This window comes from Mesorhizobium sp. P2_A12 (assembly GCF_056405075.1).
This window is the reverse complement of record NZ_JBFUCU010000001.1, coordinates 934,157-947,570: the sequence shown is the minus strand read 5'-3', so window position 1 is coordinate 947,570 and position 13,414 is coordinate 934,157. Positions and strand designations below refer to the sequence as shown.

Annotated in this window: 11 protein-coding genes; 5 read left to right on the top strand and 6 right to left on the bottom strand. The window is 64.3% G+C overall.

The genetic code is table 11. The features are described from left to right. From AC1DZU_RS04485 to AC1DZU_RS04465, 5 genes are all read right to left on the bottom strand, one after another. A complete protein-coding gene (locus AC1DZU_RS04485; RefSeq protein ID WP_477282073.1) occupies window positions 1–1,080 on the bottom strand; it encodes an imelysin family protein in 1,080 nt (359 codons plus the stop codon). Next, complete coding sequence (locus AC1DZU_RS04480) at window positions 1,080–2,681, bottom strand: di-heme oxidoreductase family protein (protein ID WP_477282071.1); 1,602 nt, start codon at window positions 2,679–2,681, stop codon at window positions 1,080–1,082. Before AC1DZU_RS04480 ends, AC1DZU_RS04485 begins: the two co-directional genes overlap by 1 nt. A gap of 12 nt (window positions 2,682–2,693) precedes the next feature. Beyond that, window positions 2,694–3,179 (bottom strand): bacterioferritin, encoded by a 486-nt coding sequence (gene bfr, locus AC1DZU_RS04475; protein ID WP_095082450.1) that lies wholly within the window; start codon window positions 3,177–3,179, stop codon window positions 2,694–2,696. Next, window positions 3,145–3,456, bottom strand: a complete 312-nt coding sequence (locus AC1DZU_RS04470) for a (2Fe-2S)-binding protein (RefSeq protein ID WP_457152880.1) — start codon at window positions 3,454–3,456, stop codon at window positions 3,145–3,147. Before AC1DZU_RS04470 ends, bfr begins: the two co-directional genes overlap by 35 nt. A gap of 113 nt (window positions 3,457–3,569) precedes the next feature. Next, window positions 3,570–4,862 carry an imelysin family protein gene (locus AC1DZU_RS04465; RefSeq protein ID WP_477282234.1) on the bottom strand — a complete coding sequence of 431 codons (1,293 nt, stop codon included), beginning with the start codon at window positions 4,860–4,862 and terminating at the stop codon, window positions 3,570–3,572. A 40-nt stretch (window positions 4,863–4,902) separates the two neighbouring features. On the opposite strand from AC1DZU_RS04465, the gene AC1DZU_RS04460 reads away from it, so the two are divergent. Then, window positions 4,903–5,136, top strand: a complete 234-nt coding sequence (locus tag AC1DZU_RS04460; protein WP_477282068.1) for a hypothetical protein — start codon at window positions 4,903–4,905, stop codon at window positions 5,134–5,136. Window positions 5,137–5,301: 165 nt separating this feature from the next. Next, window positions 5,302–6,555: an NAD(P)/FAD-dependent oxidoreductase gene (locus AC1DZU_RS04455; RefSeq protein ID WP_477282066.1), complete on the top strand. Its 1,254-nt coding sequence runs from the start codon at window positions 5,302–5,304 to the stop codon at window positions 6,553–6,555. Between the two features lie 30 nt (window positions 6,556–6,585). Here AC1DZU_RS04455 and AC1DZU_RS04450 read toward each other — a convergent pair whose 3' ends face one another. After that, window positions 6,586–7,863 (bottom strand): 4-aminobutyrate--2-oxoglutarate transaminase, encoded by a 1,278-nt coding sequence (locus AC1DZU_RS04450; RefSeq protein ID WP_477282064.1) that lies wholly within the window; start codon window positions 7,861–7,863, stop codon window positions 6,586–6,588. 239 nt (window positions 7,864–8,102) lie between these two features. On the opposite strand from AC1DZU_RS04450, the gene AC1DZU_RS04445 reads away from it, so the two are divergent. From AC1DZU_RS04445 to AC1DZU_RS04435, 3 genes are read left to right on the top strand one after another with little or no spacing between them, the layout of a single operon-like run. Then, window positions 8,103–9,236 carry an efflux RND transporter periplasmic adaptor subunit gene (locus tag AC1DZU_RS04445; protein ID WP_477282062.1) on the top strand — a complete coding sequence of 378 codons (1,134 nt, stop codon included), beginning with the start codon at window positions 8,103–8,105 and terminating at the stop codon, window positions 9,234–9,236. Beyond that, the gene (locus tag AC1DZU_RS04440; RefSeq protein WP_477282059.1) at window positions 9,233–10,309 is read left to right on the top strand and encodes an efflux RND transporter periplasmic adaptor subunit; all 1,077 of its coding nucleotides are present in this window, start codon (window positions 9,233–9,235) and stop codon (window positions 10,307–10,309) included. Before AC1DZU_RS04445 ends, AC1DZU_RS04440 begins: the two co-directional genes overlap by 4 nt. After that, complete coding sequence (locus AC1DZU_RS04435; protein ID WP_477282057.1) at window positions 10,309–13,410, top strand: efflux RND transporter permease subunit; 3,102 nt, start codon at window positions 10,309–10,311, stop codon at window positions 13,408–13,410. Before AC1DZU_RS04440 ends, AC1DZU_RS04435 begins: the two co-directional genes overlap by 1 nt. Window positions 13,411–13,414: the final 4 nt, after the last annotated feature.

The window sequence follows — 13,414 nt, the reverse complement described above, 5'->3', positions numbered from 1 at the left end:
TCAGTCTCCGTCGAGCGACGAGAAGCCGGCGGTCAGGCCGAATTCGGCGGTCAGCCTGGTGCCGATCAAGGTCGACAGGCTGGAGGTGATCAGCGCGAAATGATCGAGCTTTTCGCGCAACGCTGGATCGGCAAGCGCCTTGTCGATCGGACCGCTGACCGCCTTGGCGGTGGCGACGCCATTGACCAGTTGGATATGGATCGATTCCGCCATCCAACGCGCATCGGGCGGCAGTGCGTCGCCAAGCTTCGAGGCCTGGAACAGATCGTCTATTCCCGACAGATTGGCGGCCAGAGAATTGGTGGTGTTCTGCGACCGCCAGTAGATTGCCTGCCTCGGCTTGTCCGCGTCCGGCTTGCCGCCGAAAAAGCCCTTCAGGCGCACGTCGCGCACCATTTCCAGCTCATTGATCAAGACGCCGACCAGTTCGGTCACCGCTTCGTTGCCGTCGCGATAGAGCGCGTTCTGCAGCCCCGGATTGGCCCAAAGGGCCGCAAAGCCGTCAGGCTTGTTCCAGGCGGCGCTGACCTCGCCGGCCATGGTTTCGATGTTGCCGGCAACCGCCGCGCCATAGGCACAGCGGTAGGGGTCGCCCTTGCCCGTCAACACCTCGGCGCCATCGCCGTAAAGGACGAATTCCAGCGCGCCCAGCCCCTGCATGGCGACGCTCTTGCCGGCCAGCTGTACCGCATCGGTTGCGGTCGGGTCCTTGTCGGACAGCGCCGCCTGCACCTGCTTCAGGCCGATGCTCTTGCGGTCCGGCCAGAACAGCATGCGCTCCAGCCGGTTGTTCTCCTTGATCGGCCCGAACCCGATGATCTCGGCTGACGACCAGGCATCGACCGTCGCCGAAAACTGGGCCCGCGCCGCATCGAGGTCCGCTTGAGAGGGCGCGGCGCAGAGCTTGTGCATCGACTTGGTCAACCGGCCGGCGTGGTCGTGCAGGCTGGCATAGGCCGGGCGGACAAAGCCGTCGATCGCCCGCTGGATGATTTCGGAGGCTTTCACAGCCGCCGACGCCGGGACGACGCCCAGCAGGGCCAGCGGCAGAACAAGAACCAGTGCAGAGCGCTTGAGCATCACAGTGACTCCAGGAATTTGAGCAGCGCATCACGGTCGGCCGCGCTGGCGGCGGCAAATCGGTCGCGCGCCTTCTGCGCCTCGCCACCATGCCACAGGATCGCCTCGGTCAGGCTGCGCGCGCGCCCGTCATGCAGGAAGAAGGAATTGCCGTTGACCGTTTCGGTGAGACCAATGCCCCATAGTGGCGGGGTGCGCCACTCGTTGCCCGTCGCGTCGCCCACGGCCTGGCCGTCGGCCAGATCGGGCCCCATGTCGTGCAACAGGAAGTCGGAATAAGGCCAGATCAACTGGAAGGCCTGCGCCTTGTTCGGCGTATCGCGACGGGTGACGAATTTCGACGTATGGCAGGAAATGCAGCCTGTCTCGTAGAAGATTTTCTTGCCGGCGAGCACTTGAGGTGTGTCGGGGTCACGGCGTGCCGGCACCGCCAGATTCTGCGAATAGAAGGTGACAAGATCCATCACCGGCGCCGGCGCCTCGACCGGGCCGAGGCGCTGCTGCACGCCATTTGGCATGGCGAGGCATTTTTCCTGTGCGGCGGTGCAGTCGCCCCAATATTTCGGCTCTTCCGGCGTCGAGATGCCGATGTCGCCGGCAAGCGCATCCGCCGCCTGCTGGCGGATCGACGCTGTCTGCGCCTTCCAGCCGAAACGCCCAAGCGTCAGCTCTCCGCTCTGGCCGTCGCGCACGATGTTGGGCTTGCCGGAAATCCCGTCAGCGTTCCGGTCGTCCGGGTCGGCATCGGCAAGGATATCCGCCAGCGCGATCTGCTCGATCAGGCCAAGGCCGATCATCGGCGGCGTCAGGCGCGGCGACAAGGTGGTGCGCGGATCAAGCGGCCCATATCCGGGATCGACGACCGAATAGCTGGGTTTGCGAAGCGAAATCACGGTGCCGTCCGCCAGCGTCACCTGCCGTTCCTGATAATCGACATGCATCCTGCCTTCGCCGCGCAGGCCTGGCACGGCCAGTTCCTGCAATTGCGTGCCGTAGACCGGGTCGGGAAAATTGAGCAGCCTGTGGTCGGCAAGTGCTGCCTTCTCTTCCGCGCTGCTCGCCTCGCGGGCCAGCCGCAGGAACATCGAGGTGGTGCCGACGTCGCCTTGCGGCGGGCGGCCGCGGCCATCCTTCAGATGGCAGTTCTGGCAGGCGCGTTCATTGAACAGCGGACCGAGCCCGTCCGAAGCCTGCGTCGAGGATGGCGACGACACCCAGTTCTTGCGGAACAGGGCATTGCCGAGCTTAAAGGTGCCCTCTTCCTCGAAGGTGATGTTGGCCGAGGATTGCGAGAAGGAATCGCGGCTGACGTCCTTCCTGGACGTGCCGGCGCCACCTTGCATCAGTTCGAACTGCTCGGGCTTGGAAAAATCCGACGTCGGCCGGGTGATGGCGGTGACGCGCGCCTGATCCTTCGGATTGAGGTCGGTGCGCGTGGTGGCGAGGCCGGCTGGCCGAAGGTCGCCCGCAATCGCCGAAGAGGTGAGCGCCACCCCAAGGATGACGCAGCGCCCGCGCGCCGATCCGGCTGGCGCTTTGTGACGGGGCGGCGAGCCATTGGCCCGCCGCAAGCGGCGCACGAATTCTAGCAGGCGCCGCATTCCCGCATGTCCTTAGTCCGCCTCGTCCGCCGATGCGGCGTTGAGCTGGCCGTATTTTTCCTCGCCGATCGAAGCAAGCAGGTCGAGCTGCGTCTCGAGGAAGTCGATGTGACCTTCCTCGTCGGACAGCAATTCCTCAAACAGCTTCATCGACACGTAATCGCCCGCTTCCTCGCAGATCTCACGCGAGCGCTTGTAGGCGGTACGCGCGTCATATTCGCCGGCAAGGTCGGATTCGAGCACTTCCTTGACGTTCTGCCCGATGCGCAACGGCGCCACGGATTGCAGGTTCGGATGGCCTTCAAGGAAGATGATGCGGGCCACGAGCCGGTCGGCATGGTGCATCTCCTCGATCGATTCCGCCCGCTCCTTCTTTGCCAGCTTGGCGTATCCCCAGTCCTCCAGCAGACGGAAATGCACCCAATACTGGTTGACGGCCCCCAGCTCCAGAAAAAGAGCCTCGTTAAGCCGCTCGATGATCTGCGGTTCGCCTTTCATGGATCCTGCTCCCATATTGGACGCGCAGGCCTCTGACGCGGTCCAGGTGTGAAACGATGTCGACGCCGCTCGCCTCCGAGCGGGCGTGGTAATTTTCGGTGACCCGAATGATCGTTTCGACCACATTTGGGAAGCAGCCGCAACAGCGGCCGCGCTTCTGCATGGTGTGATAGACCTTCGCCGGCACGATCAGTTGCCAGGGATCCTGATCCAGCAGCCCGATGATCGTCTGCTCGATTTCCCTCTCGGTGATGATGTTGCAATGGCATATCAGCATTTGGCGGCTCGGATGGCTGACGGCGCCTCCCGCGCCGTGTGGCTTGATTTCTTACCATGGCCTATTTCGAAGCCGGTTGTCAGGCTTCGGATCAGGCCATGGCCCGTCGGCGGTTACTTGAACACCTTGTCCGGCGCGTCGAGACTGTCGGAACCCTCGAAGGCGATGGCATTGAGCTTCAGGGTGCCGACGGCGCGTTCGATCGACTTGGTCTGGTCGATCAGCGCGTCGATCGCCGCCTGCACGGTGGCGTTGCCTTCCGTGTTGCCCTCGGCGATCTGCTGGTCATAGGCCTCGCCGGCCAGGGCCCGCGCCTTGATCGCCTCCATCTTGGCGACGGTGACATCGAGCTTGCCCGACAGTTCCTTGTCGATCGCCGGATCGGCCGCCTTCACCATATCGGCCACCGAAGGTCCCGAAACGACGGTGCCGTCGAGCCTGGTATAGCTGGCATGGTAGGCGGCGCGAATGCCAATGGCGTCGTAGAGATGGGAGTTGTAAGTGTTGTCGGAAAAGCAGTCATGCTCCTCTTCCGGATCATGCAGCAGCAGGCCGAGCTTCATGCGTTCGCCGGCGAGTTCACCGTAGGACAGCGAGCCCATGCCGGTGAAGATGATCGAGATGGCGGTGTTCGGCTCGCCGTCGACGAGGTTCTTGCGGGCGGCACCGTCTTCCTTCCAGTCGTTGACCATCTTCTGCAGGTCGGAGACCAGAAGGTCGCTCGCCGACTTCAGATATTGCACGCGGCGGTCGCAATTGCCGCCGGTGCAGTTTTTGAGGTCATAGTCGGTGTACGGGCGCTCGCCGGCCCCCGGGCCGGTGCCGTGCAGGTCCTGGCCCCAGAGCAGGAACTCGATGGCGTGATAGCCGGTGGCGACATTGGCCTCGATGCCGCCGGCCTGCTGCAGCGTGCCGGAGAGAAATTCCGGCGTCAGGTTCGTGGCATCGACCTTCTTGCCGTTGATCTCGATCTCCTTGTTGGCGATCACATTGGCCGTATAGAGCGAATTCGCATCCGATTCCGTGCCATAGCTCTTGGCGACATAGTCGATCAGCCCTTCGTCGAGCGGCCAGGAGTTCACCTCGCCTTCCCAATCGTCGACGATCTTGTTGCCGAAACGGTAGACTTCGGTCTGCTGGTAGGGGACGCGGGCTGCCTTCCAGGCGTCGCGGGCGGCGTTGAGGGTTTCCACCGATGGATCGGCAATCAGGGCGTCGACCGCCTTGTCGAGCGCCTGCGCCGTGGTCAGCGAATCCTCGTATTTGGCGAGCCCGATATCGGCATAGGTCTTGATGACCGCCTTCGCATCGGCTGCCGCCTTGGCCGGCAGCACGAACACCGCCGCCGTCAGCAGGGCGGTGGCGCCGATCGCGGCGAGCCTGCCGCCATACCGTGCCGCTATCATCGCTCTCATGACTGTCATCTCCTCAGGAATTCACTGAAATATGGGCGCGGCAACAGGCGGCCCGCACAAGTCGGGCAGGGCAACGCCATCCGGCAAAAAAATGGCCACGACAAGACGTGGTCTGCGGAAGAAAGACACCGAAATGCCTCCAATCGAAAGGGTTCAAGGCCCAGACATCAAAGGGATGCGCCATTGCGCGAGCCTCCATAAAGCTTCGACGCTGGTGGACGTCAATGAAAATCTACAGGAAAAGCCAATTGAAACAATAGTTTAGAATTATTCTAAACTACGACAGTCAACTTTATGCCCGGGTCTTGCCGATGAACGCTGCGATTGACAGCCGCCATTCCGGGTGCGACCCGCAAAAGCTCTCTTGCGGCGGTGCCAGACAATTGCCACTTGGCGGGACATCCTAGAATTGAACCGGGATTGGAATGCGATGAAGAACGGTGTGGTCATTGTCGGTGCGGGTCATGCGGGCGTGCAAGCGGCCGCAAGTCTGCGCGAGGAGGGCTATGACGGACCGGTGATCCTCGTCAGTGACGAGAACGAATTGCCGTACCACAAGCCGCCGCTGTCGAAGACGTTCATCAAGGACGCCGAGGCCAAGCCGCAGCCGCTGCGCGGCGAGGCCTTCTACACCGGCAGCGCCATTGACTACCGGCCCGGCGTCAGGATCGAGCGTATCGACGCTCCCCGTCGTAGCCTGGACGTTGCCGGTGGTGGCGCGCTCGCCTTCGATCACCTGATCCTGGCGACCGGCTCGCGCCCGCGCACCCTGCCGCTGGCCGGTTCGGATCTTACCGGCGTGGTGTCGCTGCGCTCGCTGGCCGATGCGCGGCTGATCCGCGAGCTCAGCGCACAGAGCGACGATGTCGTCATCCTCGGCGGCGGTTTCATCGGTCTGGAGATCGCCGCCACATTGCGGGCGGCCGGCCGCACGGTGACGGTGGTCGAAGCGGTCGACCGGCTGCTCGGCCGCGCCGTGGCGCCGGTCGTAGCGAGCCATGTCCGCCAAAAGCTGGAAGCGATCGGTGTGCGCATCCTCACCGGCACCTCGATTGCAAGGCTCGAAGGCGAAAACGGCCATGTCTCGGCCGCGATCACCTCAACCGGTGAAAGGCTGCCGGCACGCATGGTCATCATCGGCATCGGCGCCGTGCCGAATGTCGAGCTGGCGCAGGAAGCCGGCCTGGCTGTCGCCAACGGCATCCGCGTCGATCACCAAATGCGCAGCTCGGTGCAGGGAATCTTCGCCATTGGCGACGCCGCCTCTTACCGGCACTGGTTCACAGGCGGCGACGTGCGGCTGGAATCGGTGCAGAACGCCACCGACCAGGCGCGGCTCGCCGCCCGCACCATTACCGGCCATGCGGACGCCTATTCGGCGGTGCCGTGGTTCTGGTCCGACATCGGCGACATGAAGCTGCAGATGGTCGGCCTGACCGCCGGCGGCGACAGCCATGTGGTGCTGGGCGACCTGCCCGACAACAAGTTCTCGATCTACCACTACGCCGGAGACCGGCTGCTCGGCATCGAATCGGTCAACCGGCCCGGCGACCACATGCTTGGCCGCAAAATGCTCGGCGCCGGCTTCTCGCCGACGCCGCAGACAATTGCGGCAGGCCCCGAAGGCTTGAAAGCGGCGCTGGCCGCTTTCCTTGAGGGTGAACCAGCCAGAGCGGCTGGATAATTCCGGCCCTTCAGGCCGACGCGCCGTCGATCAGGCAGCGCAGACTTCGCGGATCGAGCTTTCCAGAATGTCGAGCGCCTCGTTCATGACGCCGTCCTGGATGGTGATCGGCGCGAGGAAGCGGATGACGTTGCCATAGACGCCGCAGGTCAGCAGGATCAGTCCCTTGTCGAGCGCCTTCAGCCTGATCGCATTGGCGATCTCGGCCGACGGCAGGCCTTTCTTGACGTCGTTGAACTCGACGGCGTTCATGAAACCGAGGCCTCTGATATCGACGATCTCGGGCACGTCGTCACGGATCGACTGCAGCCGCTGCTTCAACCGTGCACCCAGCGTGTTGGCGCGGTCGCATAGCTTCTCCTCGTCGATCACGTTGAGAACGGCATGCGCGGCGGCGACACCGATCGGGCTGCCGCCATAGGTGCCGCCGAGCCCGCCGGGCCCGGGTGCATCCATGATCTCTGCACGGCCGGTGACCGCGGCCAGCGGGAAGCCACCAGCCAGGCTTTTCGCCATTGTGGTGATGTCGGCCGCCACCTCATGGTGATCCATGGCAAACATCTTGCCGGTGCGGGCAAAGCCGGTCTGCACTTCGTCAGCAATCAAAAGCATGCCGTGCTGGTCGCAGAGCTTGCGCAGCGCGGTCAGGAACTCACGCGGTGCGTCGTAGAAGCCGCCCTCGCCCTGCACCGGCTCGATGATGATGGCGGCGACGCGGGCCGGATCGACATCGGCCTTGAACAGCCGGTCGAGTGCGGCCAGCGAATCGGCGATCGACACACCATGCAGCGGCACCGGGAACGGCGCATGGTAGACGTCGCCCGGCATGGCGCCGAAGCCGACCTTGTAGGGCACGACCTTGCCGGTCAGCGCCATACCCATGAAGGTGCGGCCGTGGAAGCCGCCGGCGAAGGCGATGACCGCCGGACGGCCGGTGGCGTTGCGGGCGATCTTGATGGCGTTCTCGACCGCCTCGGCGCCGGTGGTGACGAAGATCGTCTTCTTCTCGAACTTGCCGGGCAGCATGCCGTTCAGCCGTTCGGCCAAGCGCACATAGCTCTCATAGGGCACCACCTGGTGGCAGGTGTGCGTGAAGCGGTCGAGCTGCGCCTTGACCGCCTCGATCACCTTCGGATGGCGATGACCGGTGTTGACGACGGCGATGCCCGACGAGAAGTCGATGTAGCGGCGGCCTTCGACATCCCATATCTCCGAGTTTTCAGCCCGGTCCGCGTAGATCTGCGTGGTCATGCCGACGCCGCGCGAGATCGACTGGTTCTTGCGTTCGGAAATGGCTGAATTCTTCATGGGATCCTCATCGGGCCGGCGCCCGTTCTGGTTTGATGTCGCTGACATGTCTTCTGACCTTATTTCACGTTTTCCTCAAGTCGGCACCGTCGACAGGCGATTGGGCCTGCCACAGGGCGCCGCCTTGACCAGTCGACCGATCCGCGTACGAGGGAGGTTCCCTTTTCATCGGGATCGATTATCTTTGGACGGCCCGCGAGGCTCCGCGGTGGGAGCGGCCTACGCAGGCAGGGGAAGCCATGAGCAGGAACGCGAAATCGTCCGCCTTGCAACCATTGCTCCCAAGCCCTTTGCCGTACCGAAACACCTCAATCCTTGCCTGCGCGATGGCGAGCCTGCTGCTTGCCGGCTGCCAGAAGCAGGAGGCAGTCGAACACAGGCTGCCGGTGATGGTGCGCACCGAGACAGTGGCGATCGCAGACTTTTCGCCAAGGACCTCGCTGACCGGCGTGATCGCGGCGCGCACGCTGAACAATCTGTCGTTCCGGGTCGGTGGCCGTGTCGCCGAGCGGCTGGTCGATGTCGGCCAGCATGTCGATCAAGGTGCCGTGCTTGCCCGCATCGATCCGCAGGAGCAGGAATCCGATTTGCGCTCGGCACAGGCCGATCTTGACGCCGCGCAGGCACAGCTGACCCAGACCGCCGCCGCCTTCGAGCGGCAGAAGACGCTGCTTGCCCAGGGTTTTACCACCAGGCGCGACTATGACGCCGCCGATCAGGCGCTGAAGGTGGCGCGAGGTAGTGTCGATGCCGCGCAGAGCGTACTCACCAACGCCCAGCAGAACCTTTCCTACACCGAGCTCAAGGCGGGTGCCGCCGGCGTCATCACCGCCCGCCAGGTCGAAACCGGACAGGTGGTGCAGGCGGCACAGACCGTCTTCACCGTCGCCGAGGACGGCGATCGCGACGCGGTGTTCAATGTCCAGGAAACTTTGGTTGCCAAAACGGCGCCATCGCCGGCGGTGACGATCACGCTGTTGTCCGACCCGCAGGTAAAGGCCGTGGGTAAGGTGCGCGAAGTCTCGCCAGCGGTGGATCCGGCTTCGGGCTCGATCCGGGTCAAGGTCGCCATTCCCAACACGCCCGCCGGCATGCCACTGGGAGCGGCTGTCATCGGCTCGGTCAGCGCCAGGCCGACGCAGGCTATCCTGTTGCCCTGGCAGGCGCTGACCTCCACTGCCGGCAAACCGGCTGTCTGGATCGTCGACCCTTCTACCAAGGCGGTTGCGACGGCGCCGGTCGAGGTGCTGGCATTCGAATCGGGCACGGTCGTCATCGCGAGCGGCCTGAACGAAGGCCAAAGCGTCGTTACGGCAGGGGGGCAGTTGCTCAGTCCCGGGCAAACGGTCGAGATATCGGGAGCGGGCCAATGAGAAGGCTGCCGCACCTCATGCTTGGCCTGATTGCACTTGGCATGCTCGTGTCCTGCTCGAAGTCCGAGGAAAAGCCTTCCGAGATCATCCGGCCGGTGCTGTCGGTGGTCATCGAGCCGCGCACCACCCAGACCTTCGGCTTTGCCGGCTCGGTCGAGCCGCAGGTCAGCGCCGACCTCGCCTTCCGCCTGCTTGGCCGGGTTGTGTCGCGCGACGTCAATGTCGGCGACATCGTCAGCAAGGGCACGACGATCGCCGCGCTCGACCCGACCGCACTGGAGCTGGCCGTCCAGGCCGCCAAGGCGGAACTCTCCAATGCCGAGGCGCAGTTCGCCAACGCCGCAGCCAGCGAGGAACGCCAGCGCCAGCTGCTTGCCGCCGCCAACACCACGCAGGCGGTCTTCGATGCCGCGCAACAGGCGAGGAAAGCGGCGGAGGCCGGCGTCGAACGGGCCAAGGCCTCGCTTGCCAAATCGCAGGAGCAGCTTGGCTACGCCCGGCTGTTCTCGGATTTCGACGGCGTCGTCACCGCCACCGGCGCCGAGGTCGGCCAGACGGTCTCGCCTGGCCAGACGGTCGTCACGGTGGCGCGCTCGGACCTGCGCGAGGCGGTGGTCGACATTCCCGACCAGTTGATCGGTGACCTCACGGCCGGCACGCCATTCCAGGTCATCCTGCAATCGCTGCCGACGATCCAGACCGAGGCCAAGCTGCGCGAGATCGCGCCGCAGGCCGAAGGCTCGACCCGCACGCGGCGCGTGCGGCTGACGCTCACCGATCCGCCGCAAGCCTTCCGACTCGGCTCGACAGTGACGGCGACCCGTGTGACCAAGGTTGCGCCGACGATAGAATTGCCCATGTCGGCACTGCTTGAGAAGGACGGCGTCGACAAGGTGTGGATCGTCGATCCGCAGACATCGAGCGTTAGCGCCAAAGATATCAAGGTCGCCGCCAAGGGCGCCGCTACCTTCACCGTCGCCGGAGGGCTGGAAGCCGGTATGCGCGTCGTCACCGCCGGCGTCCACAGCCTGAGCGAAGGCCAAAAGGTCAAAGTGCCGGAGGGCGGCGTCTGATGAAGGGCTTCAATCTCTCCGACTGGGCGCTCAGCCACCGCTCCATGGTCTGGTACTTCATGCTGGTCTTCGTGGTGGCCGGCATCTTCTCCTACCTCAATCTCGGTCGTGAGGAAGATCCCAACTTCACCATCAAGACGATGATCATCCAGGCAAACTGGCCGGGCGCGTCGGTCAAGGAGACCGGGCAGCAGGTGACTGACCGCATAGAGAAGAAACTCGAGGAGCTCGACAGCCTCGACTTCACCAGATCCGTCACCACCGCTGGCCAGACCGTCATCTTCGTCAACCTGAAAGACACCACCAAGGCGCGCGACGTCGTGCCAAACTGGATTCAGGTCCGCAACATGGTCAACGACATCCGGACGCAGTTTCCGCAAGGCGTGCAGGGACCGTTCTTCAACGACCGCTTCGGCGATGTCTTCGGCAACATCTACGCCTTCACGTCGGACGGGCTGACGCCGCGCCAGCTGCGCGACTATGTCGAGGACGTCCGCACCAAAATCCTGACGGTGCCGAATGCCGGTAAGGTCGATCTCGTCGGCGCGCAGGACGAGGCGATCTATCTCGAATTCTCGACCCGCCAGATCGCCGCCCTCGGCCTCAACCAGCAAGCGATCATTGCCAGCCTGCAAGCGCAGAACGCGATCACGCCGTCCGGTGTCATCGAGTCCGGACCGGAGCGCATCAGCGTGCGCGTCGGTGGCCAGTTCACTTCCGAAGAGAGCCTGCGTGCCATCAATCTGCGCGTCAACGACCGCTTCTTCCGGCTGAGCGACGTGGCGACGATCACGCGCGGCTATGTCGATCCGCCGACGGCGCTGTTCCGCTTCAATGGCCAGGACGCCATCGCGCTCGCCATAGGCATGAAGCCCAACGCCAATCTGCTGCAGTTCGGCGAGGCGCTGCACACGGAGATGAACAAGGTGCTGGCCGACCTGCCGGTCGGCGTCGGTGTGCATCTGGTCGCCGACCAGCCCGTCATCGTCGAGGAGGCCGTCTCGGGCTTCACGCGCGCGCTGTTCGAGGCGGTCGCCATTGTGCTCGCGGTATCCTTCATCAGCCTAGGCATGCGCGCCGGCTTCGTCGTGGCGCTGTCGATCCCGCTGGTGCTGGCCATCACCTTCACGGTCATGGCCTATCTCGGCATCTCGCTGCAGCGCATCTCACTGGGCGCGCTGATCATTGCACTCGGCCTCCTGGTCGACGACGCGATGATCGCGGTGGAAATGATGGTGGCGCGGCTTGAGGTCGGCGACAATCTGCGCAAAGCGGCGACTTACGTCTACACATCGACTGCCTTCCCAATGCTGACCGGTACACTGGTGACGGTCGCCGGCTTTATCCCGATCGGCCTCAACAACAGCGCAGCCGGCGAATACACCTTCACCCTGTTCGTCGTCATCGCGGTATCGCTTCTGGTGTCATGGATCGTGGCAGTGCTGTTTGCGCCGCTGCTCGGCGTCACGATCCTTCCGGCGACCATGAAGACGAAGCACCACGACCAGCCGGGCCGCTTCACGTCACTGTTCCGGCGCGTGCTACTCGGCTCTGTGCGGCATCACTGGCTGACCATCATCGCCACCGTGCTGTTGTTTGCCGGCTCGATAGCCGGCTTCGGCCTCGTCCAGCAGCAGTTCTTTCCGCCTTCTGACCGGCCGGAGCTGATCGTCGACTGGAACCTGCCGCAGAACTCATCGATCACCGAGACGCGGGACCAGATCGAGCGTTTCGAAGGGCGCGCGCTGGCCGGCAATCCCGACATCGACCATTTCAGCTCCTATATCGGCCAGGGCGCGGTGCGCTTCCTGCTCGCCTTCGACGTGCAACCGGCCAATCCGTACTTCGGCCAGACGGTCATCGTCACCAAGAGCATCGAGGCGCGTAACCGGCTGAAGCCGCAACTGGAGAAGCTGCTGCGCGAGGAGTTCGTCGGTACCGATGCCTTCGTCAAGCCGCTTGAGCTGGGGCCGCCGGTCGGCCGCCCGGTGCAGTACCGCGTCGGCGGTCCCGACATCCAGACGGTGCGCAGCCTGGCGCAGCAATTCGCCGGCCTCATCTCGACCAATCCGAAGCTTGCCGCGCCAACCTTCGACTGGAACGAGCCGCAGCGTGTGCTGAGGGTCGACGTGCTGCAGGACAAGGCGCGCCAGCTCGGCATCACCTCCTCCGATATCGCCAGCGCGCTGAACAGCACGGTCGGCGGCGCCACCATCACACAGGTGCGCGACGCCACCTATCTGATCAACGTCGTGGCGCGCTCACGCGATGCCGAACGCGGCTCGATCAGGACGCTGCAGAACATGCAGCTGCCGACCGGCACCGGCGAGGCGATCCCGCTCGCGGCGGTGGCCAACTTCCGCTACGAGCTGGAGCAGCCGACGGTGTGGCGGCGTAACCGCATTCCGACGATCACCGTGCGCGCCGGATTGGTCGGCGACACGCTGCCGGCCACCGTGGTCAATGAACTGAAGCCAGCCGTCGGTGCCTTCATCGCCAAACTGCCGCCGGGCTATTCGGTCGAGACCGCAGGCTCGGTCGAGGAAAGCGCCAAAAGCCAGGGACCGATCGCCGCAGTCGTGCCGCTGATGCTGTTCGTCATGGCGACCATCCTGATGGTGCAGTTGCAGAGCTTCCAGCGCCTGTTCCTGGTCGTTGCTGTGGCGCCGCTCGGCCTGATCGGCGTGGTGGCCGCACTGGTGCCTAGCGGCGCGCCGCTCGGCTTCGTCGCCATCCTCGGCGTGCTGGCGCTGATCGGCATCCTGATCCGCAACTCGGTCATCCTGATCGTGCAGATCGAGGATCTCGTCACCGAAGGCAAGGACCGCTGGGCGGCGGTGATCGAGGCGACCGAGCACCGCATGCGGCCGATTGCGCTGACGGCAGCGGCCGCGAGTCTCGCGCTGATTCCGATCGCACGTGAGGTGTTCTGGGGACCGATGGCCTATGCCATGATGGGCGGCATCATCGCCGGCACCGCGATCACGCTGTTGTTCCTGCCGGCGCTCTATGTGGCGTGGTTCAGGATCAAGGAGCAGAAGCGGGGGCAGGAAAGCGAAGGCGCGCGCAGTGAAACGGTGCCGGAAGGTGGGGCAGCCTGAGGCG